This is a genomic window from Ruegeria sp. ABD4_443, from assembly GCF_056160865.1.
Window position 1 is genome coordinate 717,193 of sequence record NZ_JBSWYA010000001.1, and the last position, 25,537, is coordinate 742,729.

Consider the following 25,537-nt stretch of genomic DNA (forward strand, 5'->3'; position numbering starts at 1 on the left):
GGAACGCCAAGATGGCCCTGACCTATTTGCACACCATGGTCCGCGTAAAGGACCTGGAAAAATCCATGGCATTTTATGAATTGCTGGGTCTGAAAGAGACCCGGCGGATCGACAGTGAAGCGGGACGCTTTTCGTTGATCTTCATGGCGCCCCCGGGACAGGAAGACGCGCCGATCGAACTGACGCATAATTGGGATGGCGACGACGCCCTGCCCGCGGACAGCCGCCATTTCGGCCACCTCGCCTATGGCGTCGATAATATCTACGAGATGTGCCAGCACCTGCAGGATAATGGCGTCGTGATCAACCGCCCGCCGCGGGATGGTCGCATGGCGTTTGTCCGGTCGCCCGACAATATCTCGGTCGAATTGCTGCAAAACGGTGACGCGCTGGAGCCCGCCGAACCCTGGGCCAGCATGGGCAATACCGGTCACTGGTGATCCGCTGGCTGATATCTGCGGGGCTGGCCATATTGGTCAGCCCGCTTCAGGCCGCCGAGACCTGTCGGCTTGCGCTGGCGCTGGCCATGGATATCTCGACTTCGGTTGACCCGACCGAAGACGCGCTTCAGCGCCAGGGCCTTGCTGCGGCGCTGCGCGCCCCCGAGGTTCAGGACGCGTTCTTTTCTTCTGCCATGCCAGTCGCCCTGTCCGCCTATGAATGGAGCGGGCGGTTCAACCAGGCGGTATTGCTGGATTGGATCCTGATCGACAGTCCGGCGACCCTTTTTGCCGCTGCCGAACAGATCAGCCTGTCCCGGCGGTCGGATTATTCGCACCCCACGGCGATGGGTCATGCGCTGGCCTTTGGGGCAATTCACATGGAACGGGCGCCGCGCTGCCTGTTCCAGACCATCGACATCTCAGGCGACGGAAGCAACAATGACGGGTACGGCCCGCAGACGGCGTACCGGCATTTCGCCTTTGATCGCATCGTGGTCAACGGCCTGGTGATCAACGCTGCGGATTTCGAAGGCGAGTTGTACCTGATCCCGTTTTTCCAGAACAACGTGCTGCATGGGCCTGGCGCCTTTTTGGAAGTGGCGAACGGGTTCGACGATTTCGAACGCGCCATGCGCCGCAAGCTTGAACGCGAGCTGAAGGGACTGGAAATCGGGGCCCTTTCCGAAACACCCACGCCATAACCCGCGCAGTTACAGGTTTGGGTAGTCGTCAGATGCGCCCAATACGCCCCCTACGCAGCCGTCAGTAGATATAGCGGATCTGATCCGTCCAATACCGTTCGACCCGGCGCAGCGATCCCGTAATCTCTTCGATCCCCTCCGACCCGATGACACCCCGGCTTTGCAGCCCTTCGGCGTGACGAGAAAAAAGGTCGGCAACGATGTCCCGAATCTCGCGCCCGCGCGGTGTCAGGCGCACGCGGACCGACCGCCGGTCGATCTCGCATCGCTGGTGGTGCATATACCCCATTTCGACCAGTTTCTTGAGGTTGTAGCTGACATTGCTGCCCTGGTAATAGCCGCGGCTTTTCAACTCGCCTGCGGTTACCTCGTGATCGCCGATATTGAACAGCAACAAGGCCTGTACGGCGTTGATTTCCAGAACGCCGACGCGTTCAAATTCATCCTTGATGACATCCAGCAACAGGCGGTGCAATCGTTCCACCAGCGCAAGCGCCTCAAGATAGCTGGTCATGAAACCCCTGGTTCCGGGCGCGGAGACCTGCATTTCCATACTCATACGATCCTCCGAATTAATCGCGCTGTTCGGGGCAACATGGCGCGAAATCCCGAAAAATCGGTTAAATCGTATGCGACTTTATTTCTGAAAGGTCTGTGCGATGTCCTCGATCAGCGCGGCAAAGGCGCCGGGCGGTGCGACCTGACCGGTCACCCATTGATACAGATCCTGATCATTCTCGTGCAGCAGGGCATCGAATTGGTCCAACCCGGATTGGTCCATCGCAGCCAGGTTGCGGTCGGCATAGGCCGACAGGATCAGGTCCATTTCCTTGATCCCACGGCGCATCGCGCGCATTTTCATGCGCTTTATGCGGACGTCCCGAGGCTCGTTCATTGCCCCTGCTCCAGCATCAGCCGCAGTTTCTTTTCAAGCCGCGCGGCGCGTTCGGCGCTGGCCCTCATCTCGCCCCGGATGGCGCGCAGTTCAGCGACCGCACCGGCCAGTTCCAACCCGCCTTGGTTGTCGTCTGCTGGGCCGTCCATGCCTTCGCCTTCCCCGGTCAGCAGCCACATGATCGAAACATTGATCATGCCCGCCATCATCGACAAGCGGTTTGCCCTTGGTTCCGACAGATCGTTTTCCCAGGCGACAATCGTGGCCTTTTTGACGCCCAACCGGCGGGCCAGTTGTGACTGGGTCATACCGGCGGCTTCGCGCGCCCCCGCCAGACGGTCCCCGAAAGTGGCTGCATCAGGTCCGTACCAGTCGGTTTCGTCGGTCATCTGGGTCTCCAACTTTGGTTTTTCATTGCGCTTGAACGTCATTCGGGCGCACCCTATGACAGACAGGCGAAACATACAAACCGAGGCTGCTCATGAGTTTTCTGTCTGCGACACTGTCGCGCGTCAAACCCTCTCCGACCATCGCGATGACAGCCAAGGCAGCCGAGTTGAAGGCCGCCGGGCGCGATGTCATCGGGCTGAGCGCGGGTGAGCCCGACTTTGACACGCCACAAAACATCAAGGACGCCGCTGTGGCGGCCATTGCGGCAGGCAAGACCAAATATACCGCCCCCGACGGCATCCCCGAACTCAAGCAGGCCGTGTGTGCAAAGCTCAGCCGCGACAATGGGCTGGAATACAGCCCGGCCCAGGTGTCGGTGGGAACAGGCGGCAAGCAAACCCTTTACAACGCCCTGATGGCGACCCTCAACGAAGGGGACGAGGTGATTATCCCCGCGCCCTATTGGGTCAGCTACCCCGACATGGTGCTGCTGGCCGGCGGTACGCCCATTGTCGTTGAAACCACGCTGGAGAACAACTTCAAGCTGACGGCAGAACAGCTTGAGGCCGCAATCACACCGAACACCAAGTGGTTCATCTTTAATTCGCCATCGAATCCGACGGGCGCGGGATACAACGCCGATGAACTCAAACCGCTGACCGACGTCCTGATGCGCCATCCACATGTCTGGGTCATGACGGACGACATGTATGAACATCTTGGATATGACGGGTTTGATTTCTGCACCCCGGCGCAGATCGAGCCCGGTCTGTACGGGCGCACGCTGACCTGCAACGGCGTATCCAAGGCCTATGCGATGACCGGTTGGCGCATCGGCTATGCGGCCGGGCCGGTCGAACTGATCGCAGCCATGCGCAAGGTTCAGTCGCAATCCACGTCGAACCCGTGCTCGGTCAGTCAATGGGCGGCGGTCGAGGCGTTGAACGGCACGCAGGATTTCCTGGCGCCCAACAACGCGATTTTCAAACGGCGCCGGGACCTGGTGGTCGCCAAGCTCAATCAGGTCGAGGGGATTACCTGCCCGACACCCGAAGGCGCGTTCTATGTCTATCCGTCCATTGCGGGCCTGATCGGCAAGACAACACCCGCAGGCACGGTGATAACCGATGACGAGGCCTTTGCCACGGCCCTGTTGGAAGAGGCCAATGTCGCCGTCGTGTTTGGTGCCGCCTTTGGTCTCTCGCCGAACTTCCGGGTCAGCTATGCGACCTCTGACGCGGCGCTGACCGAGGCCTGCGACCGCATACAGCGTTTCTGCGCCGCCCTGACCTGAGCCGGAGTTCAACCATGCCTTCCTCCCTGCCCGAATACTATTTCCGTGTACGCGAAAACGGGGCGGCGGTGTTCAGGATCGACACCGAAAACCGGCAGCAACGCATCGAACTGGACCAGATCGCGGTCGTCAACATTCGCAATGGCGATGTCAAACCGCACGGGCAGCACATCCTGACCGATGCCGACAAGGCCGAGATTGCCAATTGGATGACCGAGCGGAAATCAATCCTGGCCCAGCGGGACATGGACGATATTCATCGCGCCGTCGATTACCTGAACCTGACGACGCAATGGGCCCAGTCAAAGGCGACCGGCGACCAGCTTGAACAGGTCACGGACAGGCTGCTGATGGCAATGCATGACCTGCGCTCGGTTCTGGTGCGCAAGAAATCCGACCGGACCGGCAACAAGACCTAACCTATTGTGCAGGCGCATTCAGCGCCCGCACCGAGCGTAGCCAGAACCGCGCCATCAGCATGACCGCGGCACAGGCCAGGCCCAGCACCAGCCCCAACCAGACGCCAATCCCGCCCAGCCCCTGAGGGAAGCCGAAATAATACGAGGCCGGGATACCCACGACCCAATAGCTGAGCGCGGCCATGACCATCGGCACCTTGGCGTCCTGCAACCCGCGCAACAGGCCCAAGGCGATCACCTGCGCGCCGTCCACCAGTTGAAACAGCGCGGCCATGGCAAGCAGCCCCACCCCGATCGCCAGGATCGCGGGCCGCTGCGGATCGTCCGGTTCCATGAACAGTGAAATCAGCGGCTCGGCGCAGGTCAGGAACAGAACAATCGTCAGCGCAGACATGATCAGCGACATCGCGGTGATCGCAATGGCCCCTTTCTCAAGATGTGCCCCGTCTCGTCGCCCCATCGCATTACCCGCCCGGATCGTCGCCACGTTCGACAACCCCAGGTGAACCATGAACGTGGCCGATGCCAGGTTCAGCGCAATGCCATGCGCGGCAAGGGGAACCGGCCCCAGCCACCCCATCATGACGGCCGATGTTGCAAACATGCTGACCTCGGCCAGCGTTGTCAGCCCGATGGGAACCCCAAGGCGCAATACGTTCAGGAACATCTCCCAATCGGGGCGCCAGAACCTCTGGAACAGGCTGTGTTCCGGCAGCGATCGCACCGCATAGACCACCACCGCACCCAGCGAAACGATCTGCGTCACGACCGAGGCGATGGCCGCGCCAATCACGCCAAGCTCGGGCGCGCCCCAATTGCCAAAGATCAGGGCAAAGTTCGTGATCCCGTTTACCACCGCGGCAGCAACCGTGATCCACAGCACGATCTGGGTTCTTTCCAGGGCCGCCAAATAGGATTTGAGCACCATCACCAAAAGCGCAGGAAACAGCCCCCACCCCGCCACACGCAAGTATTGCGCCGCCGTCCGCGCCACCTCTGGCTCCTGTTTCAAGAGGATCAGAACCGGATAGGCCCACCACAGCAACGGCATCACCAAAGCCGCGTAAAGCAGCGACAACCACAACCCCATCCGCGTAGAGCGTCGGATACTGGTCTCATTCTCCTCGGCCGCAGCCGTCGCCACCATCGGCATGACGGCCCAGCCAAATCCGGCGCCGAACAGAAACAGGACAAAGAAATAGCTGCCCGCCAGGGTCACCGCGGCCAAGGCTTCGACCCCGTACCAGCCCAGCATGACGGTATCGGTCAGGCCAATCGCAAACTGCGCCAGATGCCCCCCGATCAACGGAAGACCCAGCACGGTAATGGCCCGGAAATGGCCCCGATATGTCATCGCCTTGCTCATCCGCCAGCAATATTCGGCGCCCGGTTCCGGGGCAAGAGGCGATCACGAAATTTCACCTTGAGACTTGCAAGTCGGTGGACGTCCAAGGCGGTTCCGACAAGCGAAACCGCACATCCCGGCGTTCACCCCACCCGCGTATCCGGATGAAGCGCCGTCCCCAGAATGTGATCAGACCGGTGAATGACGTGATGCGCCTGCCCCACGATCAGCGGGTCGGGGCGCCCGACAACTGCGTGATCCTTGTCGGGGTAATCAAGGGATGCCAGGAAATGGCGCATGCAGTTCAAACGCGCCCGTTTCTTGTCATTTGATTTCACAATGGTCCACGGCGCGTCAGCAGTATCGGTATAAAAGAACATCGCCTCTTTCGCCTCGGTATAATCGTCCCACTTATCCAGGCTCGCCTTGTCAATCGGCGACAGCTTCCACTGTTTCAAAGGATCGGTCTCGCGGCTTTTGAAGCGCCTTTGCTGTTCGGCCCGCGTTACCGAAAACCAATACTTGTACAACTGAATCCCCGACCGGACGAGCATACGTTCCAACTCGGGCGTCTGGCGCATGAATTCAAGATATTCGTTGGGCGAACAAAACCCCATGACCCGCTCGACACCGGCGCGGTTGTACCAGGACCGGTCATAGAACACCATTTCGCCGAGCGTCGGCAATTCCTGCACATACCGCTGATAGTACCACTGGCCTTTTTCTTCCCAGGTTGGCTTGTTCAACGCCACCACCCGCGCCTGCCGTGGGTTGAGATGTTCCATGAACCGCTTGATCGTTCCGCCCTTGCCGGCCGCATCGCGCCCTTCGAACAGCAAAACGAACCGCTGCCCGGTATCCTGCGCCCATAATTGCACCTTCAGCAGTTCGGCCTGCAACAGGGCCTTCTGCGCCTCATAGGTCGCGCGCGCAAGCTTGCGGCCATAGGGGTATTTCCCGCTCTCGAAGGCTTGCCGGATTTTCTCGGGGCTCGGTAATGCCGCCTCTGTCGTTGCCACGCGCGGTGCGCCAATGTCAGTTCGTTTTCCTTCAACCAGGGTCGCTGAATCCATGCGCCAGTCCTTTCGTGTGATGACCGCGGCAAAGGCTACCGCAAACATGCGTTTTCTGCTTTGATGCGCATCAAGAAAACAGGCCAATCCCGGCCGCAGGGCCGCGACTGACCCGCCGCTGCAAAAGGTCTGACATGGACACGCAATTCACATCCCTGAACGGCAACCGCTTCTTTCTGCAAAGCTGGGGTGCCCCCGACAAACCCCTGTTGCTGATGCTGCACGGTTTCCCCGAATACAGCGGAGGCTGGAGCGATCTGGCACCACATCTGGAGCACGCATTTCATTGCATTGCCCCTGATCAGCGCGGATATGGCCAAAGCTGGGCTCCCCGGGGCACCTCTCATTACACGCTCTCCAGCCTGGTCTCCGACATGGCCGCCCTGATCGAGACATACGGGTCGCGCGCATGGGTTCTGGGCCACGACTGGGGCGCATCGGTTGCCTATGGGCTGGCCATGTCCCGGCCAGACCTGGTCGCGCGCCTGATCGTGGCAAACGGTGTCCACCCGGTGCCGTTCCAACGCGCAATGGCTGCGGGCACGGCCCAATCCAAAGCCTCGCAATACATCAACGCGCTGCGCGCGCCCGATGCGGCCGAACATTTGTCTGCCGATAATTTTCGCCGCCTCGAACGGTTCTTCCGCCACGGTATGGGGCTCGACTGGCTGACCGACGACCGCCTTGCGCTCTACCGTACCGAATGGGCCCGACCGGGACGCCTGGATGCAATGCTGAACTGGTATCGCGCCTCGCCGCTGGTTGTCGCCGAGCCCGGCAAACCCCGCACCGACCTTCCCAACCTTCCAACAGACCGGTTGCGCATCCAATGCCCGCATCTTCTGCTGTGGGGGCCTGATGACCGCGCGCTGCTTCCCGAAACGACCCAAGGTCTTGAAACCTTTGCCACCGACCTCACCCGCATCACGATCCCGGGCACCGACCACTGGCTGCACCACCAGAAACCACAGGACGTCGCCCGCGCGATTCTCACCTGGACCAACCCACGCTGATCCGCTCCTTCATCTGGCCAGAAATATCCCGGGGAGCGCGAGGGGCTGGCCCCTCGCCCCTATCCGCCTAGCGATGGCCCCAATCATCGGAATTGTCCGCATTGTTCGGCGACAAGCCAAGCACATCGCCCTGCGTCGAACACCCAAGGCCCAGAACCGTCCGGTTGGCATAGGCGAAATAGGCGCAAACCTGATTGATCTCCAGAATCTCGCCATCATCCCACCCGGCCTGCCGCAGCGCGTCTACGTCCCGCTCCTCCATCTGCGCCGGGGCCTGGGTCAGCTTGCGCGCATAGCGCATCGCCACGACCTGCGCTTCGGACAAGGGGCCCGCCCCGGGATCCTCCGCCGCGATGGCGCGTTGGATCGCGTCCGCCCGGCCCGGGTCTTTCAACAGCCGTTGCAGACCCGCAAAGTGATGATCGACGCAATAGCTGCAACCGTTGAGCGAACTCACCCACACCCCAAGGACCTCCAGAAACCACTTGGGCACTTTGTTGCCCGAATGATGCAGCACCGCCTTGTAGATCGCCATATGCCCTTCCATCGAATGCGGGCGCAAACCATGGGCCATCATGATGTTGTCCACATTCCCACCGGGCCCCGCGACACGTTCATAAAGCGCCCGCAAACGGCCCGTGGCCTCGTTGAATGAAATGGTCCTGATCCAGCTCATGCCCTGCCTCCCTGCGTCCCGAACAACTGGACCCGTGTTGCCCTGAAATTGCAATCCCCGACGGCGCGAGTTTTCCACAACACTTCGCGCCCCTCTTCCCCCGACACACATCACCTGCCATAATGGGGCAAACCCAAGAACAAGAGCAGACCCCATGCCCGACGACCTGTTGACGCCCAGCGCCACCGCAACCTATGACGCCTCTTCGATCGAGGTTCTTGAAGGTCTGGAACCGGTTCGCAAACGCCCCGGCATGTATATCGGCGGCACGGATGAACGCGCGCTTCATCACATGGTTGCCGAAATCCTCGACAACTCGATGGACGAGGCGGTCGCAGGCCATGCCAACCGGATCGAGGTCGAACTGCACGCAGATTACGCCCTGACCGTGCGTGACAACGGGCGCGGCATTCCCATCGACCCGCACCCGAAATTCCCGGACAAGTCGGCGCTTGAGGTGATCCTGTGCACCCTGCACGCGGGCGGCAAGTTCTCGGGCAAGGCCTATCAGACCTCGGGCGGTTTGCACGGTGTGGGCGCATCCGTGGTGAACGCCCTGTCGGATTCGATGGTCGTACAGGTGGCGCGCGACAAGCAGCTCTTTGAACAACGCTTTTCGCGCGGTGTTCCGCAAGGCCCCGTGGAAAAGATCGGCGCGGCCCCCAACCGGCGTGGCACCACGGTGACATTCCATGCGGACGCCGACATATTCGGCCACCACAAGTTCAAACCCGCGCGGCTGTTCAAATCCATCCGCTCCAAGGCCTACCTGTTCTCGGGCGTCGAGATTCGCTGGAAATCCGCCATCGACGACGGCGAGACCCCGACCGAAGCGACGTTCCATTTCCCCGGCGGCCTGTCCGACTATCTCAAGGAAACGATGAACGGCTCGTCGACCTATGCCGAACAGCCCTTTGCCGGCACCGTGGATTTTCAGGAAAAATTCAACACGCCGGGCAAGGTCGAATGGGCGATCAACTGGACACCCTCGCGCGATGGGTTCATCCAGTCCTATTGCAACACCGTTCCCACGCCCGAAGGCGGCACCCATGTGGCAGGCTTCTGGTCGGCCATCCTCAAGGGGATCAAGGCCTATGGCGAGCTGATCAACAACAAGAAGGCCGGGCAGATCACGCGCGACGATCTGATCACCGGCGGCTGTGCCTTGGTCTCGTGTTTCATCCGCGAGCCGGAATTCGTGGGCCAGACTAAAGACCGCCTGGCCACGGTCGAGGCGCAGCGGCTGGTCGAAAACGCCGTTCGTGACCATTTCGACAACTGGCTGGCCGCCGACACGAAATCCGCCGGGGCCATTCTCGACTTTCTGGTTCTGCGGGCCGAAGAACGCCTGCGCCGCCGCCAGGAAAAGGAAACCGCCCGCAAGTCAGCCACCAAGAAACTGCGCCTGCCGGGCAAGCTGGTGGATTGTTCCGCCACCAATCGCGAAGGTACCGAGCTGTTCATCGTCGAGGGCGACTCGGCCGGTGGATCGGCCAAGATGGGCCGTGACCGCAAAACACAGGCCCTGCTGCCCCTGCGCGGCAAGATCCTGAACGTGCTGGGCGCGGCAAGTTCGAAACTGGGCACCAATGCCGAGATCAATGACCTGACCCAGGCGCTGGGTGTGGGCCTTGGCACCAAGTTCAACGTCGACGACCTGCGTTATGACAAGATCATCATCATGACCGACGCCGATGTGGACGGGGCGCATATCGCCTCGCTCTTGATGACGTTCTTCTTTACCCAGATGCGGCCGATGATCGACGCGGGCCACCTGTACCTGGCCTGCCCGCCGCTCTATCGCCTGACCCAAGGGGCCAAGCGCGTCTATTGCCTGGACGAGGCCGAGCGCGACGAATGGCTAGCCAAGGGGCTGGGCGGTAAAGGCAAGATCGACGTATCCCGCTTCAAGGGTCTGGGCGAAATGGACGCCAAGGACCTGAAAGAAACCACGATGGACCCCAAATCCCGCAAACTGATCCGCGTCACCATAGATGAGGACGAACCCGGCGAAACCGGTGACCTGGTCGAGCGCCTGATGGGCAAAAAGCCCGAACTGCGGTTCCAATACATCCAAGAGAACGCGCGGTTTGTGGAGGAGTTGGATGTTTAATGGCCACTGAGTTCGATAGACCTATGAAAAAAGAACACTAATTTTGCCCCTAGCTTCTGCCACAGAGCATGAGAACCTTAAAAAAACACGAAAATCGCTGTATTTCTCAGTAGCCTTTACCTTTGCAATTGCCAATGCTGAGCTAATGAGCGATCAGGTTTCGATCTTTGGATTGAGCATCGCCGTCGTGCAATCCGATCTGATGTCCTTCGGACAACTCGTCACTGTCTTTCTGTTGGCAATCTTCTCTCTGCATAGTCTTGTAGCCTTTGTCGAGGCAATGTCCGTGTTGCTTAAACGGATTAACGAACGTTGGAATACCCGTTCAATGGCTGACATTACAAGAATTAACCAGGAACTGTACGGGGATCCTTCGTTTGACTACGACAATCCATACGAGCACTTAGAGCAATGGGATTATCAGCATATTACTGAAAGCGAAAAGCGCGCCAAGATTGAAAACTTTGTCGCAACATTGGTGGATGTCGTCACTGGTTTGCGAAACTTTATTTTAGAGTATTTACTAGTCTTAGTAGCCTCAATCTTCGCGCTTCGTAACCCGAAGATCATTGGTACTCTGGTGCAAAGTTGGCAGGCTTTCTGAGAGTACCTCAGCCATCCCAGCCTGCCGCAACCCTCGTCGACGCCGCCAAAAAGCAGAATCTCCCTCGGCAAAACGCGGCGGGCCGGGCCAAAGTTTGGTTCCCCTGCTGGAACAGAGCAACTTGCCGCCGTTCCCCAATCCAACCGACCTGCGCTGCCCCCCTGAACACTTACCCAATTACTCTTAAAATCAGTCCGGCGTTTCCATAATTTCAACAAACTTCACATGTTTACAAATCCCGAAAACCGGTCCCGTTCAGGGCGTTCAGGCAAGACCTTCAAAGGAAGACGTTGTGAACAAAAGACATCTGATTATTGCGTTCGCGCTGGCCTCGGTGCTGGCCGGGTGCATGACCCAAACGCAATATGATCGCTACTAGGCCGGATTGCCGCTGCAGAACTTTGCCTACAAGGCCGGAACGACGCCCGCGGTCGTTCAGCGCGACCAGACGAATTGCCAGGTCTTCGCCGCGCAGCAGGTTCCGGCAAACCAGGTCGTCAGCACGACGCCTGTGATTTCATCCCCCACCCAGACATATTGCAACCAGATCGGTACCCAGACCTTTTGCAATACCACCGGCGGGCAGACCTTTGGCGGGCAGGTCACGACGACCGACACCAATGCCGGTCTGCGCCAGCGCGTCTTTGGGCAATGCATGGCCGACAAAGGCTATCGTTATGTCAACATTCCGACCTGCCCCGAAGGCGTGGCCCTGGATACCGCAGACACGCTTCTGCCGCTCAGCCGGACGACCTGCTACCGGATGACACCGGACGGGCGCGGCACGATCGGCAATTACTGACGGCACAAGGCTTTTCGGGCGGCAGGGAAAGCGCGCTTGCCGCGCGCAACCGTGGGCGGGCCTGCACCCAAGGCGCGTTGATTTCACATCGGCGTTGCCGGTCTGCGCTGAACAGCGGAATGCCCCGACCGCCGGGCTTGCCAACAACTGCGCGTGAGGAGTGTTGCCAGACCCCGCGCAGGTCTTACACTCGGCCCCATGAGTTTCATTGCGGAAAATCAGCTGCCCTTGCTGATCCTGTTCTTTGTGTTCGGCTCGGTCGGCACCGCGTTTCTGTTTCGCAAACCCGCAGGTCACCGGGCGTGGAAACTTGCGGACCTGGTCTGGGTCGTTCTGGGCGGTCTGGGCGCGCTGGTCGCAGTTCTGGCCGGTCTCTATACCGCTGACAGTTCACGGCTGGACCGGCAGATTGACGTGGCCTATGCGGCGACGCAAGCCTTTGACCGGGACGCCGCGCGGTTCCGGTTGCGGTTCTGTGATCCGGCCTATGACAGCGACATCAGGGTGCTGTGCGACAAGGTCGAGTTTCTGTCAGCCTCGACCGCCAGCAATGCCGACCTGCCCTTGTTCATTGCCGTCACGGACGAGGTGGCCCCGTTGCGGGGCCTGCATTTCCTGGTCGGTGCGCAAGCCGGGTCCGATGCGCAGGACATGCGGGAAAAGGCATCAAAGGCCGATGCGTTCGATATTGAACAGTTCCTTGTTTTCACCTCGGTCGATGAACGCACGCAGGCCGCCATCGACAATATGCGCCGCAAGGTCCCCGCCATTGCCGGGGATTACGTCATCCTGGCACAAAGCTATGATGACCTGATCGAACAGGTCGGCAAACTGAAGGATGAATGGGAATACCTGCAGGCCAATGCCCATATCCTTGGCCTTCAGATCATCGCCCTGTGCCTTGTCAGCTTTGCCGCGCCGTTCCGCCTGGGCAAATCCGTGGTCGAGCTGCGCGGCAGCTTCAGCGCCGGTAGGACTGCGCCAGCCGCTCTGGATCTGCCCCAAAGTAATAGCGCGCCAGAGTCCACAGGTTCCGCGCCCCACGCCGAAACCAGCCCTGTCGATCATACCGCTCGGCACTCGTAACCGCCTGCGCGTTCAAAAGTACGGCGCGCGGCAGGGCACGGATCAGGGCGACGTCCTCCATCAGAGGCTGATCGGGAAAGCCGCCCGCCGCCTGGTAGAGCTTGCGCGGCACGACCAGCCCCTGATCGCCATAGGGCAGGCCGAACAGCCGGGTGCGCAGGTTGGCCCAGCCCGCAACCCAGGCGGGCCAGCCGCCCTTGGCGCGGAACGCAAGCCGGAACACCGCTGGCCGCTCGCTTTTCAGATGCTCGGCAACCGGTTCGGTCCAACCGTCCTGCAACGCGGTATCCGCATGCAGAACCAGCAACCATTCCCCCTTGGCCACGGCGCATCCCCGCCGCAATTGCCCGCCGCGCGATGCAGGGCCCGATACGATCTCGGCCCCGGCCTCCTCGGCAATCTCCAGGGTGTGATCCGTCGACCCGCCATCGGTTATGATCAGTTCGCGGATCAGACCGGTATGCAGACCTTCCATCAACACCGGCAGGCTGCGCGACAGCTCGGCCTCTGCGTTCAGGGTTGGAATGATAATACTTATCGGGGCTGGCATATCCGATACCCTCTGGCCATGGCTGTCAGAACTCCTATATCACGAGGCCAGAGGATTTGACGAGGACCCGCCCATGCCCACCCGCCGTGTACTGAGCCTGACCGGTCCTGACACCCAAAGTTTTCTGCAAGGCCTGGTGACCAACGATATTGCCGGCCTGCAGGATGGGCTGGTCTATACCGCCCTGCTGACACCACAAGGCAAATACCTGGCCGATTTTTTCCTGAAACGGGACGCAGGCGCGGTGCTTGTGGATGTTGCCGAAGAACTGGCCGATGGCTTGGCAAAGCGTCTTGGCATGTACAAGCTACGCGCCAACCTGTCGATCAATTCAACGGACCTGCAGGTCCAGCGTGGAACCGGCCCTGCCCCGATGGGCGCCCTGCCCGACCCGCGCCATCCCGATATGGGGTGGCGGGCCTATTCAACCGCAGCCGAAAGCGACGACGGATCGGACTGGGATGCGATCCGTGTACGCCACTGCATTCCGGAAACCGGCATCGAGCTGACACCCGACAGCTATATCCTGGAATGCGGTTTCGAAGCCCTGAACGGCGTGGATTTCCGCAAAGGCTGCTATGTCGGCCAGGAGGTCACGGCCCGCATGAAACACAAGACCGAACTGCGCAAAGGGTTGCGGCGCGTGTCCGTTGATGGCCCGGCGGATACCGGAACCGAAATTCAGTCCGGCGGCAAGCCCGCGGGCACGCTGTTCACGCGCTCTGGCGACCGCGCCATTGCCTATCTTCGGCTTGACCGGGCGGGCGAGGATATGCGCGCCGGCGACGCGGTGATTGGACTGCTGCCCTGACCTCGACAGGCTGTTGCAGTTGCGGCACTGGTTCTATTCTATACTGGCAGGTCAGTTTGCCCGCCTTGTCGTGCAGGATATGACTGCTCACAGGTCTGACTGATCGGAAAAACCAATGCTTCAGCTTTATGCCGCCATCTGGCGCGTCAGTTCTGGACGCCAGATCTTCTTGATCCTGCTGTCTCTGGCCGTGGCGGCCCTGGCTGCGGCGCCGTTGGAATTTCAGCGCGATATCGTAAATCACCTGACGGAAAAGAATGTTGACGAAGGCCGGCTGATATTGCTGTGCGCGGGGATGATGGGCGTCATCGTCCTTAGCCTTGCTTTGAAATGGGTTTTGGGGTTTCGCGCCGGCACTTTGGGCGAAGACGTCATCCGCCTGATCCGCCAACGACTGTTGGCCAGGGCGATCGACGTGGACGAAACTGGAGAGAACTTGCGCACGGGGACCATGACCACCGCCATATCCGCCGAGGCCGAAGAGCTTGGCAAATTCGCGGGTGGTGCTTTTTCCGATCCGGTTGTCCAGATTGGCACGCTGATCAGCGTGATCGGCTACATCTCCTCGACCCAACCCGGGCTGGGCATTATCGCGCTATCGATGATCGTCCCGCAGATCGCCATCGTTCTGGCGTCACAACGAAAGGTAAATGTATATGTCGCCGAGCGGGTTCGCATCTTGCGCAGCGCGACCGATCACCTGACGGTGGACAAGATCGAAGAGGTCACCCAGGACGTGCATGACCAGTTCGACGCCATCTATGAAACCCGGCGCAGCATGTTCCTGTGGAAACTGTCGACCAAGTTTCTTTTGAGCGTCATCAACGGGGCCGGAACCGTCGGGGTTTTGATGCTGGGCGGCTGGCTTGTCCTGAATGGCGATACCGATATCGGCACCGTGGTCGCCGCGACCAGCGGCCTAAGCCGGTTACAGGGCCCGACATCGTTTCTTATTTCCTTTTACAGGCAGGTCAGCGCGAACCGTATCAAATACGAACTGCTACAGGAACTGTTCGGTCCGGACCGCGAGAAATACCGGCAAGCCAGACCCTAGGGCCAAGAAACAAGAAAGACCGCGCGGCGCGTGCCGTCGCGGTCCTTGATGGAAAATGATACTTGGCCAAGGCTTAGGCGCGTTCGGAATACTCCATGGATTCCGTGTTCACGATGATCATCTCGTCCTGACCGATAAAAGGCGGCACCATGACCTTTACCCCGTTATCCAGGATCGCGGGTTTGAACGAGTTTGCCGCGGTCTGGCCTTTTACGACCGGTTCAGTTTCCACGATCTTGCAGGTGACCTTTTGCGGCAGGGTCGCGTTCAGCGCCTCGCTTTCATAGAATTCCACCACAATTGTCATCCCGTCCTGCAGGAACGGGCGACGGTCGCCCAGCAGCTCCGCAGGCAATTCGATCTGCTCATAGGTCTCGGAATCCATGAAAACCAGCATTCCGTCGGATTCGTACAGGAATTGCTGATCTTTCTGTTCAAGGCGGACCCGTTCGACCTTGTCCGCCGAACGGAAACGTTCATTCAACTTGGACCCGTTGCGCAGGTTGCGCAATTCGACCTGGGCAAACGCACCGCCCTTACCCGGCTTGACATGGTCGACCTTGACCGCTGCCCACAACCCGTCGTTATGCTCAAGCACATTGCCGGGGCGAATTTCGTTCCCATTTATCTTGGGCATGACTTAAATCCTTCACAAACGGTTGATGCGTCAGTTGCCGTCCCTATATCTGGCGGGATCACGCCTGACAAGACAACGAAACCTTGTGTTGCACGCGCAAAAGCCATGCAACAAACGCAGGGCAGATATGCAAATTAGGTGTATCCGAATCGCGGCGAATAGGTCATAAGGGCCGTCACGCCGAAAATTACAAGAGCAAGAACAACAAGGAAGACGAGATGAAAGATTTCGTTGACGGCACAGCCTTTAACAATGAGCAAGGCAATCGTGCTCGGAAACTTTTCGCAGCCGTCGTACTGGCTGCTCTGGATGACGCCATCGCCGACGACAAGAAATACGGCAATGGTCCTGAACAGATCGCCCGCTGGGCCCGCTCGCGTGATGGGCGCGAAGTGTTGTCCTGTGCGGGGATCGATCCGAATGAACGCGTCGTAGGCGGGCTGATGGAATTCGTTGGCCGCGGTGTACGGACCTCTGTCGCGCTGTCGCGCGAGGAAAGCGAACGTCGCAACGCAGCACAGCAGGCCGAAGCCGCCTGATCTATCGCTGCAATTACTGAAAAAACGCGCCTCTTCACTCGGGGCGCGTTTTTCTTTGTTCTATGGTCAGGGATGGCGCGCGTGCCCCCCCGGGCCGCAAATGCGACGGGCCACAAAAGTTACGCAGCCGCCGCTTGCCGGGGCTTCCCCTTTGTCTCGAATTCAGGTCATCTGCACGGCGATACAGGAGGCGGGCCATGGTACGGTCAATCATGATTCAGGGCACCGGCAGCAATGTCGGCAAGTCGGTCTTGGTGGCCGGTCTGGCGCGTGCCTATACACGTCGTGGCCTGAATGTTGCCCCGTTCAAACCGCAGAACATGTCAAACAACGCCGCCGTAACGGAAAACGGGGGCGAGATCGGGCGCGCGCAGGCGCTTCAGGCGCGCGCGGCGCAACGTCCGGCGCATACGGATATGAACCCGATCCTGCTGAAGCCCGAAACCGATACAGGTGCGCAGATCATCGTGCAGGGCAGAAGATCCGGCACCATGAAGGCGGGCGATTACCGCAAGAACAAGACCGATCTTCTGGCGGCGGCCCTGCAGAGCTTTGACCGGCTCTGCGCCGATGCAGACCTGGTGCTGATCGAAGGCGCGGGCAGCCCGGCCGAGACCAACCTGCGTCCGGGCGACATCGCGAATATGGGGTTCGCCAGCGCCGCGGGCGTGCCGGTGATCCTGGTCGGCGACATCCACCGGGGCGGCGTGATCGCCCAGATCGTCGGGACACAGGCGGTTCTGGACCGCGACGACCTGGCCCTGATCCGGGGCTTTGCCGTCAACCGGTTCAAAGGCGATGTCAGCCTGTTTGACGAAGGCCGGGACGATATCGCCACCCGCACGGGCTGGCCTTGCCTGGGGGTTGTGCCCTGGTTCCACGATGCGTGGAAACTTCCGGCCGAAGACATGATGGACATTCGCTCGCATCACGGCGGCGCGTGCAAGATCGCCGTTCCTCAGCTTGAGCGTATGGCGAATTTCGACGACCTCGACCCGCTTTCGGCTGAGCCGGGCGTGACGGTTGAAATCATCCCCGCCGGTCGGGCCCTGCCGGGTGACGCGGATTTGGTCCTGTTGCCGGGCAGCAAGTCCACAATCGGCGACCTGGCGTTTTTCCGGGCGCAAGGCTGGGATATCGACCTTCAGGCGCATGTGCGCCGCGGCGGGCATGTGCTGGGCCTGTGCGGCGGCTATCAGATGCTGGGGCGAACCATTTCCGACCCACAGGGCGTTGACGGCACGCCGGGTGTGGTTCCGGGCCTGGGGCTGCTGGATGTCGATACCGTTATGGGCGGACAGAAACAGGTCACGCTGCGGCAGGCGACCGCGCTGCCGGGCGGTGAACCCGTTACCGGTTACGAAATCCACATGGGGCACACCAAGGGCCCCGATTGTGAACGTACCTGGCTGGAAATCGACGGCCGGCCAGAAGGTGCGGCCAGTGCCAATGGCCGAATACGGGGCAGCTATCTGCACGGTGTCTTTTCGTCCGACCCGTTTCGCGCCAGCTACCTGCGCCAGTTCGGTGCCGCCTCATCCATCACCTACGAGGATGATGTCGAACGCACGCTTGATGCGCTGGCATCCCATCTGGAAAAGCACCTGGATCTGGACCTGTTGCTGTCCCTTGCGCAGACGCCAATGGGCACCTGACACCTTTAGTCGAGGTCTTGCGCTGCCAATGCGCGATTGATTTCGCGGCGCACCATCTTGCGGACGTTTCGCGTGATACGTTCGCCCAACGCCCCCTGCAATTCCTGCCGCACGATCTCGGCAACCATCTCTTGCAGGGCGTCGGGGTCCAGTGCCTGCACATCCACAGGAAGTTCGGGCGCGGAATGCTGAATGATATCGCCTCCCTGCACCCCGCCGTCACGGGCGACTGTCGGGTTTCGAACGGCTTCGGCGACCTCGGGCTGGGTGTCTTCGATATCCTCGGGCTCATCGTCCTGGGACACGTCGCCCGAGGCCGCAGCGGCGAACCCGGTATCCGTATTCCAGTCCATGTTGCCGGTCGGCGTGCCGGAATAGGCGTCATCGCTTTCGCCATCCGGTTCCCACTGATCCTCGGTTCGGGCAATCGCCTCTTCCAGCGCCTCGATCTTGGCGCTCAGGCTACCGGCCAGATCGGCCGGGTTTTCATCTGGGTGATCGGTTTCGGCCGAAACGGCCGCTTCGGCCGCTTTGACGTTTTTACCGGGCTGAACAATATCGCAGCTGCGCAGCAACATAGGCCGCGTCAGGTCATTGGCGGCGGACGCTGCCGGAGCGCCCCTGTCGTCTTGCGGAACAGGACGTGCCGAAACCTCGGCCGACAGGTTCAATGGGGCGGGGTCATCCTTGGGTTGTTTTCCAACCCTCAGCGCATCCGTCAGAACCAGCTTGCCGGGCTTGCGCGCCACAGGCGGCTGACCCGGATCAGGAAGGATGCGGCCTTCCTCGCTGACGAGTCGCCTGATCGACGACAGAACGTCTTCGACACCCTTTTTCGCTACATTGTCTGCCATTGTTCTCTACCGCTCTTGCCCTAGGGCCGAGTGTAGCCAAACAAGGCCGCGCTCACAACAGATAGTAACGCCGGTCAGTCCCGGCGCAACGCTTTGAGTACCCGATCCAGATCGCGGCTTTGCTTGCTGACCTGTGACGGCGCTTTTTTGACCAGATTGTAATACAGCGTCGGGTCGTAGATCTGCACCGCCAGCCCCAGCCGTTCGGCTGTCAGCAGGCCCTGCGCCTGCAACAGTTGATAGGCCGCAAGCGAACGCTCGGTTCGTGAAACGACCTCGGCCAACTGTGCATCCAGCAGGTCTTGCTGAGCGGTCAGCACATCCAGCGTGGTCCGCGCGCCCAGAGTGGCCTCTTCGCGAATCCCGTCAAAGGCGACCTGCGATGCACGGACACGTTCTGTCGATGCGCGCAGGCTTGCTGTCGATGTCTCGAACCGGACATAGGCATCGGTAACGCCCTGGGTCACGTCTTTCTGGACGTTCAACAGGTTCGCCCGCGATGCATCACGCGTCGCCATCGAGCGCCGGATATTGGCGGCCAGACGGCCACCGGCATAGATCGGCTGGTTGAGGCTGAGCGATACGCCCGCGTCATTCTGATAGTCGTCGTCGTCGAAATCCTCGCGGACACCGGCATTGGCGCCAAGGCTGACATTCGGCCCCAGGGCCGCGCGTTGCTGTTGCACAACCAGATCCAGCGCACGGACCTGATGTTGCGCCGACAGGATCGACGGGTGGTTTCTTTGCGCCAGCGACATCGCCTCGGATACCGAACGCGGCAGGTTCGGCAGGCTGGGCTGCCCGGCTGTCCGGCCCGGCTGTTTGCCGACTGCATTCACGTATTCCGCCTGCGCCGTGCTCAGGTCACCGCGCGCATCGGCCAGATCGGCCTGCGAACTGGCCAGCTGCGACTCGGACAGGGCGACGTCGGTGCGGGTGACCTCGCCCACTTCGAACCGGTCCTGCGACGCGCGCAGTTCCTCGGCGGAAAGGTTGACGTTGTTCTCGCGGATTTGAACGGTCTCTTCCTGCAGCAACACGCTCAGATAGGCGGTCGCGGCCCGGAACAGGACCTGCTGTTCGATTTCCTGCAAGGTCTGCCGTGTCGACAGGACGGTTTCCTGGGCCGACTGTTTGGCCAGAACCGACGCGCCGCCGTCATACAACAGCTGCGTCAGGGTCAGGCCCGTGAAGAACCGGGCAGGATTGACGCTCCCCACGCTCGTTCCCGACCGCGTCTTGGTGTATTGCTGGCTGATATCCACCGCCCAGTTGATCACCGGACGCAGCGCCGCCAGCGCGATGGCCACATCTTCGTCAGCCGCACGCAGCAGGGCACGGTTCTGTTCGAGCAGGCCACTGGTATTGTAGGCGCCGATGAACGCATCCGTCAGGTTATCGGCCCAGGCCGGACGCCCGGGAAGCGTGCTCAACGCCAGACCAGCCGTCACCGCCAGCGCTTTGACCAGCTTTCCTCGGGTCATTCTAGGCATACCCATTCCCTCTCAAATCAAAATAATACTGCCTCGCAGGCAGTTTGCGTCTTTGTTTTCAACTAATCAAGGCGACAGAGAAAACTGTTGCCGGACTATAGCGAAAATACACTGTCCGCAGCAAAACCCGGCAGGACCGGCGCGCTGGCATTGAATGCAAACCGCCAGCTGACTTTTCCACCCGATTTGCGCCCGATACGAACCGTGCCCAGATCGCCATCCATGAACAGGCAGGCGATGCGGCCATGTTCCTTGAGTTGATCCAGCAGAGCGTCAGGAACCTGTGCCACGCCGCCCTGCACCATGATCACGTCATAGGGCCCGTGTTCCGCGGCCCCCTTTTCCAGCGGGCCGGTATGGATGATGGCATTGTCGACATCCGCCTCCATCAGGACAGATTGCGCCTCTTCCGCAAGGGTCTCGTCCTGCTCGACACCAACCACCAGCTGCGCCATCCGCGCGGCAACCGCGGTCGAATAACCAAGCGCCGGTGCGATATCCAGAACGACCTCGTTGCTGGTAATGTTCAATGCGTCCAGGATCTTGGCCAGTGTTCGCGGCTCAAGCAGGCAGCGGTCGCCGGACAGCTCGACAAGATCGCCGACATAGGCGGCCTCGCGCTGCGCGTCGGGCACGAAATTCTCTCGTTTCACGGTCAGCATCGCGTCGATAATGGGGAACTTGGTCACATCGGATGGCCGTATCTGCGTGTCGACCATGGTGCGGCGTCGGGCTGCGAAATCTGTCATGTGATCGCTCATTCTTTTTCCCAGGTTGAAGGGCTTTTGCCACATCCGCCCCGCACCGGCAACGGTCCGGAACGCGAATTCTTGCCCTGCGACAATAGAGGACCGGAAAACCGCCCCCAAGGAAAGCCCCCACCGCCCGGCAAATTTCCCCGCAACCCACTGGACGTCCGCCCCCAAAGCTGCTAGAACCGCTTCCACACCACGGCAAGTAATTGATTTTACTGCAAAAGGCGAGTTGGCGGAGTGGTGACGCAGCGGATTGCAAATCCGTGTACACCGGTTCGATTCCGGTACTCGCCTCCAATCTTTAAGAAGCGTTTGCGTAATCTGCCCTCTCCGCTCCTGCGGGTTAGAAGCGTATTTCGGAAATTTGCGTTTCCAAATCGGGGCCTTCCTTTAGTGTTTTTTGCCCTGGGCAACGCGCTTCTTGGGTTTTCATTGTCAGGCAGAGACTTGGGTTTTTTCGTTTGCAGCGTCAGTTGCTGTTGCGTTGGCGCGCTGGGAAAGCCCGGGCGTCGTCGGGGCACCCTGCGCGGGTCACGGCCGCGCGCAGGAACAGAACACCGAGTCGACGCGGCCTCAGGCCCCGGCACCTTGCGGGATGACCTCATATCCCGGCTCTTCGGGTTCGTCGTCCTGCATTTCCGCCGGAAATCCGGGCGCGCGGATATCCAGGCCGGTCGCTTGTTCCAGCCGTTTGATGATGTTGGGCGACAATTCCCGCGCGCCGAACCGGGCTATTCCGTCTTCGAATATCTTGATCATGACGGGGTTGATCTCCAGCGGAACGCCGGCGCGGTCTGCGACCTCCTGGAACAGGCCGATATCCTTTTTCACAAGGTCCATGGTAAACGAGATATCGCGAGAGCCGTTCAGGATGACCTGGCTTTCCGTCTCGTGGACAAAGGAGGTTCCCGATGAAATCTTGATGGCCTCATAGGTCGTGTTCAGATCCATACCGGCTGCCTTGGCGGTCACCAACGCCTCGGCGCAGGTGATCAGGTTGGCCGTAGCCAGGTAATTCGTCATCACCTTGAGAACCGAGGCCGTACCTAGATCACCAGTATGCAGAACCCGGCGGCCCATCGTGGTCAGGAACGGCAGGATACGCTCGAACGTCTCGCGGTCGCACCCTGCAAAGATCGAGATATTCCCCGTGGCCGCGCGATGGCACCCACCCGAAACCGGGCAATCCACAGCAGCGCCGCCACGCGCGATGACCAAAGCGCCCAGGCGTTTGACCTCGGCCTCATCGGTGGTGGACATTTCCATCCAGATTTTGCCGGGGACAACCTCGGCCAGCATGTCCTGCATGACCGCATCCGAGGCCGCGGGTGACGGCAGGCAGGTGATCACGGCATCGCAATCGCGCATCATTTGCGCCGGGCTTTCTGCGGCCCTGGCGCCCTGGCCAACGAATGCCGCAACCAGATCCGGGTTCAGGTCGTGAACCGTCAGGTCGATCCCGTTTCGCAGCAATGAGCCCGACAATTTGCCGCCGACATTTCCCAGACCGATAAATCCGACTTTCATTGCACCCCCTCGCGCATCGCTCTGCCTTTAGTGCTGATGGCGCAAGTATTGACCTTGGACAGCGGCAAGTGAAATGAATAAAAAAGCAAGTTACCAGCAAAATTTTTTGGTGATATATGGAGCGCCTCCCCAATCCGATCTGGCTGCGCAGTTTTGAGGCCGCCGCAAGGCTGCTCAATTTCACCACGGCAGCGCAGGAGCTTGGCCTGACGCAGACCGCGGTCTCTTTGCATATCCGGTCGTTGGAGGCCGATCTGGGGCAACCGCTGTTTACCCGGCGGGCGCGGCGGCTGGCCTTGACCGAACTGGGCCAGTCCTATGCCCTGACCGTCAGGCGCGCCCTGGCCGAGATCGCGCTGTCGACCGATTCCCTGTTTGGACCCGCGTCGCGCCAGACGCTGACAATCCGGGCGGCGATTTCGACAATGACATATTGGATCGCGGCCGAGATTTCGGATTTCTCGGACAGGTATCCGGAAATACCTGTGCGGCTGGTGTCGCATATCTGGAATGATGCGGTAGCTGCGGGCAATGTCGACATCGACATTCGCCTGGGTCATGGCGATTGGCCAGCCGTCATGTCCGACCGGTTGTGCAATGAAACCCTTGTACCCGTTTGCCGGTCGGACGCACCGCCCATGGCACTGGATCGCCTGCCGGACAGCCCGTTGATCCACATTCTGGGCTACGAAGACAACTGGGCCCGGTATTTCGAGGCGCATGACCTGCATGCGCCTGAAAGGCCCGCGCGCCATTCCGCTGACACGACGGTGACGGCGGTACAACTTGTGTTGGCGGGGATGGGCCATGCCACAATACTTGAACGCTTTGCCCGCAACATCATCGCGCAGGGCCTCCCGCTCAGGATCGCGGGGCCGCCGATTCCCTTTGCGCAATCCCATTACCTGGTTCAGCCCGAGGGCACCGCGCAGGAATCGTCATCTGCACGCCTGTTCCGGGCGTGGCTGCGCGAAAGGCTGGAGCGGGATGCCGCGGAATGAATCCGGCGCGTCGCATTTCAGGCAGGGACGCGGCATCATGGCCGCGAATGCTTGACAAATCCCCTGCCGGTGCCGCATGTCCGATCCGTTGGTGTCTGTGCAAACAGATGAAAAGGGAATGCACCAGCGGGTAAACCGCCAAGTGCAGCCGCCCCCGCGACCGTGACCGGAGAGGGTGCCCAATGCCACTGGCCCAAAAGGCCGGGAAGGCGGGACACCTGCCAGGGCAAGGCCCTGACATCCGCAAGCCGGGAGACCTGCCAGCGCCCGAAGATGTAACCGGACGGGGTGTTCCGGTGTCGGGTCCATGTGCAGACGCGTGGCCCGCATGAAACCCCGTCCCCCACGAAGAGGATTTGGGGGGATGAGAGACGTGACCGAACCCGCTCCGGTCGAATTGCTGGTTTGCACCACCTGCCGTCGCGGACTGCCCGTCGAAGATGACGCGCAGCGCCCCGGCGCCCTGCTGCACAAGGCATTGGAACAGGCCGATCTTCCCGACGGGATCGCATTGAAGGCGGTCGAGTGCCTGTCGAACTGTGACGAAGGCTGTTCCATCGTTTTACGCGGCGGACCCGCGCGCTGGACCTTTGTCTACGAACACCTCAATGAAGCCGACCATGTGGACGTGATTGTCGACGGCGCCACCAAATACCTTGAGACCGAGGATGGTCTGGTCAAATGGCGCGAGCGCCCCGAACACTTCCGCAAAAACTGTGCGGCCCGCATTCCCCCGATTGGAGCCCTGAAATGAGCAATCTTGAGAAACTCCCCGTCACCGTGATCACCGGCTTTCTGGGCTCGGGCAAAACCACGCTGGTCAGGCACCTGATGCAGAACCCGCAGGGCAAGCGTCTGGCCGTGGTGGTCAACGAATTCGGCGATGTCGGCGTCGATGGCGATATCCTGAAATCCTGCGCGATCCCGGATTGCCCCGCGGAAAACATCATGGAACTGGCGAACGGCTGCATCTGTTGCACCGTGGCCGATGACTTCATCCCGACCATCGAGGCGCTGATGGCGTTGGAGCCGCGCCCCGACCACATCCTGATCGAAACCTCCGGCCTCGCCCTGCCCAAGCCGCTGCTCAAGGCGTTCGACTGGCCCGATATCCGGTCCAAGATCACCGTTGATGGCGTCATCGCGCTGGCCGATGCCGAAGCCGTTGCCGCCGGTCGTTTTGCTCCGAATGTCGCGGCGGTGGACGCCCAGCGTCTGGCTGATGACTCGATCGACCATGAAACGCCCCTGTCCGAGGTGTTTGAGGATCAGATTTCCTGCGCCGATATCATCCTGCTGACCAAGCCCGATCTGGCCGGTCCCGAAGGCGTCGCCAAAGCGAAAGAGATCATCGCCGCCGAGGCCCCGCGCCCCCTGCCCGTTGTCGAAGTGGCCGAAGGGGCCGTGGATGTGCGCGTTGTCTTGGGGCTGGAAGCGGCTGCCGAGGATGACATGGACGCGCGTCCCAGCCATCACGACGGTCACCATGATCACGAACATGACGATTTCGAAAGCATCATCGTTGAGTTGCCCGAACAAACCGACCCCGCCGATCTGGTTGCCAGCATCGAGCGTCTGGCGAATGAGCTGAACATCCTGCGCGTCAAGGGCTATGCTGCTGTTCAGGGCAAGCCCATGCGCCTGCTGGTTCAGGCCGTCGGCGCGCGCGTGCGTCACCAATACGACCGGCCGTGGGAGCCCGGCGAAGAGCGCCGCTCGCGGCTTGTTGTGATTGCCGAGCATGACGATATCAAAGAGGCCGCGATCCGCGATATACTTGTGGGTGTGACCGAGGCCGCCGAGTAAG

The 25,537-nt window shown here is 60.6% G+C and carries 27 protein-coding genes, 1 tRNA gene and 1 riboswitch; of the genes, 16 read left to right on the forward strand and 12 right to left on the reverse strand.

The window, feature by feature from the left end:
* Nucleotides 1–11 precede the first annotated feature (11 nt).
* Both ACXAG8_RS03600 and ACXAG8_RS03605 read left to right on the forward strand, forming a co-directional pair.
* Nucleotides 12–440 (forward strand): VOC family protein, encoded by a 429-nt coding sequence (locus tag ACXAG8_RS03600; protein WP_475222192.1) that lies wholly within the window; start codon nt 12–14, stop codon nt 438–440.
* Nucleotides 437–1,144 carry a DUF1194 domain-containing protein gene (locus ACXAG8_RS03605; RefSeq protein ID WP_475222194.1) on the forward strand — a complete coding sequence of 236 codons (708 nt, stop codon included), beginning with the start codon at nt 437–439 and terminating at the stop codon, nt 1,142–1,144. The genes ACXAG8_RS03600 and ACXAG8_RS03605 overlap by 4 nt, the downstream gene beginning before the upstream one ends.
* Before the next feature lie 61 nt (nt 1,145–1,205).
* Here the strand turns inward: ACXAG8_RS03605 and ACXAG8_RS03610 are convergent, their stop codons facing one another.
* The 3 genes from ACXAG8_RS03610 to ACXAG8_RS03620 form a co-directional block, all read right to left on the reverse strand.
* On the reverse strand, nt 1,206–1,703 hold the full coding sequence (locus ACXAG8_RS03610; RefSeq protein ID WP_475222195.1) for a MarR family winged helix-turn-helix transcriptional regulator: 498 nt from the start codon (nt 1,701–1,703) through the stop codon (nt 1,206–1,208).
* 78 nt (nt 1,704–1,781) lie between these two features.
* Nucleotides 1,782–2,039, reverse strand: coding sequence for a succinate dehydrogenase assembly factor 2 (locus tag ACXAG8_RS03615; protein ID WP_475222197.1), 258 nt, complete (start codon nt 2,037–2,039; stop codon nt 1,782–1,784).
* The gene (locus tag ACXAG8_RS03620) at nt 2,036–2,428 is read right to left on the reverse strand and encodes a helix-turn-helix domain-containing protein (protein WP_475222198.1); all 393 of its coding nucleotides are present in this window, start codon (nt 2,426–2,428) and stop codon (nt 2,036–2,038) included. Before ACXAG8_RS03620 ends, ACXAG8_RS03615 begins: the two co-directional genes overlap by 4 nt.
* A gap of 92 nt (nt 2,429–2,520) precedes the next feature.
* On the opposite strand from ACXAG8_RS03620, the gene ACXAG8_RS03625 reads away from it, so the two are divergent.
* On the forward strand, nt 2,521–3,723 hold the full coding sequence (locus ACXAG8_RS03625) for a pyridoxal phosphate-dependent aminotransferase (RefSeq protein WP_475222200.1): 1,203 nt from the start codon (nt 2,521–2,523) through the stop codon (nt 3,721–3,723).
* Nucleotides 3,724–3,737: 14 nt separating this feature from the next.
* Nucleotides 3,738–4,142: a hypothetical protein gene (locus ACXAG8_RS03630; protein ID WP_475222201.1), complete on the forward strand. Its 405-nt coding sequence runs from the start codon at nt 3,738–3,740 to the stop codon at nt 4,140–4,142.
* Between the two features lies 1 nt (nt 4,143).
* Here ACXAG8_RS03630 and ACXAG8_RS03635 read toward each other — a convergent pair whose 3' ends face one another.
* Both ACXAG8_RS03635 and ppk2 read right to left on the reverse strand, forming a co-directional pair.
* Entirely contained in the window at nt 4,144–5,508 is a 1,365-nt protein-coding gene (locus ACXAG8_RS03635) for an MATE family efflux transporter (RefSeq protein ID WP_475222203.1), read from the reverse strand.
* 122 nt (nt 5,509–5,630) lie between these two features.
* Nucleotides 5,631–6,560, reverse strand: a complete 930-nt coding sequence (ppk2, locus tag ACXAG8_RS03640) for a polyphosphate kinase 2 (RefSeq protein WP_475222204.1) — start codon at nt 6,558–6,560, stop codon at nt 5,631–5,633.
* A gap of 134 nt (nt 6,561–6,694) precedes the next feature.
* Between ppk2 and ACXAG8_RS03645 the strand changes: the two genes are divergently transcribed.
* Nucleotides 6,695–7,573, forward strand: coding sequence for an alpha/beta fold hydrolase (locus tag ACXAG8_RS03645; RefSeq protein WP_475222206.1), 879 nt, complete (start codon nt 6,695–6,697; stop codon nt 7,571–7,573).
* A 67-nt stretch (nt 7,574–7,640) separates the two neighbouring features.
* On the opposite strand, the gene ACXAG8_RS03650 is transcribed toward ACXAG8_RS03645, so the two are convergent.
* Nucleotides 7,641–8,249, reverse strand: a complete 609-nt coding sequence (locus ACXAG8_RS03650; RefSeq protein ID WP_475222207.1) for a carboxymuconolactone decarboxylase family protein — start codon at nt 8,247–8,249, stop codon at nt 7,641–7,643.
* A 154-nt stretch (nt 8,250–8,403) separates the two neighbouring features.
* On the opposite strand from ACXAG8_RS03650, the gene parE reads away from it, so the two are divergent.
* From parE to ACXAG8_RS03665, 3 genes are all read left to right on the forward strand, one after another.
* Nucleotides 8,404–10,362 carry a DNA topoisomerase IV subunit B gene (parE, locus tag ACXAG8_RS03655; protein ID WP_475222209.1) on the forward strand — a complete coding sequence of 653 codons (1,959 nt, stop codon included), beginning with the start codon at nt 8,404–8,406 and terminating at the stop codon, nt 10,360–10,362.
* A 145-nt stretch (nt 10,363–10,507) separates the two neighbouring features.
* Nucleotides 10,508–10,966 (forward strand): hypothetical protein, encoded by a 459-nt coding sequence (locus ACXAG8_RS03660; RefSeq protein WP_475222212.1) that lies wholly within the window; start codon nt 10,508–10,510, stop codon nt 10,964–10,966.
* Between the two features lie 385 nt (nt 10,967–11,351).
* Nucleotides 11,352–11,768, forward strand: a complete 417-nt coding sequence (locus ACXAG8_RS03665) for a hypothetical protein (protein WP_475222213.1) — start codon at nt 11,352–11,354, stop codon at nt 11,766–11,768.
* A gap of 961 nt (nt 11,769–12,729) precedes the next feature.
* Here the strand turns inward: ACXAG8_RS03665 and ACXAG8_RS03670 are convergent.
* Nucleotides 12,730–13,404, reverse strand: a complete 675-nt coding sequence (locus ACXAG8_RS03670) for a TIGR04283 family arsenosugar biosynthesis glycosyltransferase (RefSeq protein WP_475222215.1) — start codon at nt 13,402–13,404, stop codon at nt 12,730–12,732.
* A gap of 73 nt (nt 13,405–13,477) precedes the next feature.
* On the opposite strand from ACXAG8_RS03670, the gene ygfZ reads away from it, so the two are divergent.
* Nucleotides 13,478–14,215: a CAF17-like 4Fe-4S cluster assembly/insertion protein YgfZ gene (gene ygfZ, locus ACXAG8_RS03675; protein ID WP_475222218.1), complete on the forward strand. Its 738-nt coding sequence runs from the start codon at nt 13,478–13,480 to the stop codon at nt 14,213–14,215.
* A gap of 115 nt (nt 14,216–14,330) precedes the next feature.
* A complete protein-coding gene (locus ACXAG8_RS03680; protein ID WP_475222220.1) occupies nt 14,331–15,269 on the forward strand; it encodes an ABC transporter transmembrane domain-containing protein in 939 nt (312 codons plus the stop codon).
* 73 nt (nt 15,270–15,342) lie between these two features.
* Here ACXAG8_RS03680 and efp read toward each other — a convergent pair whose 3' ends face one another.
* Nucleotides 15,343–15,906, reverse strand: a complete 564-nt coding sequence (gene efp / locus ACXAG8_RS03685; RefSeq protein WP_475222222.1) for an elongation factor P — start codon at nt 15,904–15,906, stop codon at nt 15,343–15,345.
* Nucleotides 15,907–16,124: 218 nt separating this feature from the next.
* Here efp and ACXAG8_RS03690 point away from each other — a divergent pair, with 218 nt between their 5' ends.
* Nucleotides 16,125–16,445: a DUF6280 family protein gene (locus tag ACXAG8_RS03690; RefSeq protein WP_475222224.1), complete on the forward strand. Its 321-nt coding sequence runs from the start codon at nt 16,125–16,127 to the stop codon at nt 16,443–16,445.
* Nucleotides 16,446–16,642: 197 nt separating this feature from the next.
* A complete protein-coding gene (locus tag ACXAG8_RS03695) occupies nt 16,643–18,100 on the forward strand; it encodes a cobyric acid synthase (RefSeq protein WP_475222226.1) in 1,458 nt (485 codons plus the stop codon).
* Between the two features lie 5 nt (nt 18,101–18,105).
* Here ACXAG8_RS03695 and ACXAG8_RS03700 read toward each other — a convergent pair whose 3' ends face one another.
* The 3 genes from ACXAG8_RS03700 to ACXAG8_RS03710 form a co-directional block, all read right to left on the reverse strand.
* Nucleotides 18,106–18,954 (reverse strand): hypothetical protein, encoded by an 849-nt coding sequence (locus ACXAG8_RS03700; protein ID WP_475222228.1) that lies wholly within the window; start codon nt 18,952–18,954, stop codon nt 18,106–18,108.
* Between the two features lie 74 nt (nt 18,955–19,028).
* Nucleotides 19,029–20,447, reverse strand: coding sequence for a TolC family outer membrane protein (locus tag ACXAG8_RS03705; protein ID WP_475222230.1), 1,419 nt, complete (start codon nt 20,445–20,447; stop codon nt 19,029–19,031).
* Nucleotides 20,448–20,542: 95 nt separating this feature from the next.
* Nucleotides 20,543–21,196 (reverse strand): protein-L-isoaspartate O-methyltransferase family protein, encoded by a 654-nt coding sequence (locus tag ACXAG8_RS03710; RefSeq protein WP_475222424.1) that lies wholly within the window; start codon nt 21,194–21,196, stop codon nt 20,543–20,545.
* A 229-nt stretch (nt 21,197–21,425) separates the two neighbouring features.
* Between ACXAG8_RS03710 and ACXAG8_RS03715 the strand changes: the two genes are divergently transcribed.
* Nucleotides 21,426–21,499 (forward strand) — tRNA-Cys (locus tag ACXAG8_RS03715).
* 276 nt (nt 21,500–21,775) lie between these two features.
* Here ACXAG8_RS03715 and ACXAG8_RS03720 read toward each other — a convergent pair.
* On the reverse strand, nt 21,776–22,729 hold the full coding sequence (locus ACXAG8_RS03720; protein ID WP_475222232.1) for an NAD(P)-dependent oxidoreductase: 954 nt from the start codon (nt 22,727–22,729) through the stop codon (nt 21,776–21,778).
* A 116-nt stretch (nt 22,730–22,845) separates the two neighbouring features.
* Here ACXAG8_RS03720 and ACXAG8_RS03725 point away from each other — a divergent pair, with 116 nt between their 5' ends.
* The 3 genes from ACXAG8_RS03725 (at nt 22,846) to cobW (ending at nt 25,536) form a co-directional block, all read left to right on the forward strand.
* A complete protein-coding gene (locus tag ACXAG8_RS03725; protein ID WP_475222233.1) occupies nt 22,846–23,730 on the forward strand; it encodes a LysR substrate-binding domain-containing protein in 885 nt (294 codons plus the stop codon).
* Nucleotides 23,731–23,802: 72 nt separating this feature from the next.
* Nucleotides 23,803–24,009, forward strand: a riboswitch (cobalamin riboswitch).
* 85 nt (nt 24,010–24,094) lie between these two features.
* Nucleotides 24,095–24,484 (forward strand): DUF1636 family protein, encoded by a 390-nt coding sequence (locus tag ACXAG8_RS03730; protein WP_475222235.1) that lies wholly within the window; start codon nt 24,095–24,097, stop codon nt 24,482–24,484.
* Entirely contained in the window at nt 24,481–25,536 is a 1,056-nt protein-coding gene (gene cobW, locus ACXAG8_RS03735; RefSeq protein WP_475222237.1) for a cobalamin biosynthesis protein CobW, read from the forward strand. Before ACXAG8_RS03730 ends, cobW begins: the two co-directional genes overlap by 4 nt.
* The last annotated feature ends 1 nt before the right edge of the window (nt 25,537 follow it).

Bases quoted from the DNA above. Each gene is read 5' to 3' on its own strand.
- ACXAG8_RS03710 (WP_475222424.1), bottom strand. From the start codon at position 21,196: ATGACAGATTTCGCAGCCCGACGCCGCACCATGGTCGACACGCAGATA.
- ACXAG8_RS03635 (WP_475222203.1), bottom strand. From the start codon at position 5,508: ATGAGCAAGGCGATGACATATCGGGGCCATTTCCGGGCCATTACCGTG.
- ACXAG8_RS03705 (WP_475222230.1), bottom strand. From the start codon at position 20,447: ATGCCTAGAATGACCCGAGGAAAGCTGGTCAAAGCGCTGGCGGTGACG.
- ppk2 (WP_475222204.1), bottom strand. From the start codon at position 6,560: ATGGATTCAGCGACCCTGGTTGAAGGAAAACGAACTGACATTGGCGCA.
- ACXAG8_RS03615 (WP_475222197.1), bottom strand. From the start codon at position 2,039: ATGAACGAGCCTCGGGACGTCCGCATAAAGCGCATGAAAATGCGCGCG.
- ACXAG8_RS03650 (WP_475222207.1), bottom strand. From the start codon at position 8,249: ATGAGCTGGATCAGGACCATTTCATTCAACGAGGCCACGGGCCGTTTG.
- ACXAG8_RS03610 (WP_475222195.1), bottom strand. From the start codon at position 1,703: ATGAGTATGGAAATGCAGGTCTCCGCGCCCGGAACCAGGGGTTTCATG.
- ygfZ (WP_475222218.1), top strand. From the start codon at position 13,478: ATGCCCACCCGCCGTGTACTGAGCCTGACCGGTCCTGACACCCAAAGT.
- ACXAG8_RS03625 (WP_475222200.1), top strand. From the start codon at position 2,521: ATGAGTTTTCTGTCTGCGACACTGTCGCGCGTCAAACCCTCTCCGACC.
- cobW (WP_475222237.1), top strand. From the start codon at position 24,481: ATGAGCAATCTTGAGAAACTCCCCGTCACCGTGATCACCGGCTTTCTG.
- ACXAG8_RS03730 (WP_475222235.1), top strand. From the start codon at position 24,095: ATGAGAGACGTGACCGAACCCGCTCCGGTCGAATTGCTGGTTTGCACC.
- ACXAG8_RS03600 (WP_475222192.1), top strand. From the start codon at position 12: ATGGCCCTGACCTATTTGCACACCATGGTCCGCGTAAAGGACCTGGAA.
- ACXAG8_RS03700 (WP_475222228.1), bottom strand. From the start codon at position 18,954: ATGGCAGACAATGTAGCGAAAAAGGGTGTCGAAGACGTTCTGTCGTCG.
- ACXAG8_RS03695 (WP_475222226.1), top strand. From the start codon at position 16,643: ATGGTACGGTCAATCATGATTCAGGGCACCGGCAGCAATGTCGGCAAG.
- ACXAG8_RS03720 (WP_475222232.1), bottom strand. From the start codon at position 22,729: ATGAAAGTCGGATTTATCGGTCTGGGAAATGTCGGCGGCAAATTGTCG.
- ACXAG8_RS03725 (WP_475222233.1), top strand. From the start codon at position 22,846: ATGGAGCGCCTCCCCAATCCGATCTGGCTGCGCAGTTTTGAGGCCGCC.
- ACXAG8_RS03680 (WP_475222220.1), top strand. From the start codon at position 14,331: ATGCTTCAGCTTTATGCCGCCATCTGGCGCGTCAGTTCTGGACGCCAG.
- ACXAG8_RS03670 (WP_475222215.1), bottom strand. From the start codon at position 13,404: ATGCCAGCCCCGATAAGTATTATCATTCCAACCCTGAACGCAGAGGCC.
- ACXAG8_RS03660 (WP_475222212.1), top strand. From the start codon at position 10,508: ATGAGCGATCAGGTTTCGATCTTTGGATTGAGCATCGCCGTCGTGCAA.
- parE (WP_475222209.1), top strand. From the start codon at position 8,404: ATGCCCGACGACCTGTTGACGCCCAGCGCCACCGCAACCTATGACGCC.
- ACXAG8_RS03690 (WP_475222224.1), top strand. From the start codon at position 16,125: ATGAAAGATTTCGTTGACGGCACAGCCTTTAACAATGAGCAAGGCAAT.
- ACXAG8_RS03630 (WP_475222201.1), top strand. From the start codon at position 3,738: ATGCCTTCCTCCCTGCCCGAATACTATTTCCGTGTACGCGAAAACGGG.
- efp (WP_475222222.1), bottom strand. From the start codon at position 15,906: ATGCCCAAGATAAATGGGAACGAAATTCGCCCCGGCAATGTGCTTGAG.
- ACXAG8_RS03645 (WP_475222206.1), top strand. From the start codon at position 6,695: ATGGACACGCAATTCACATCCCTGAACGGCAACCGCTTCTTTCTGCAA.
- ACXAG8_RS03620 (WP_475222198.1), bottom strand. From the start codon at position 2,428: ATGACCGACGAAACCGACTGGTACGGACCTGATGCAGCCACTTTCGGG.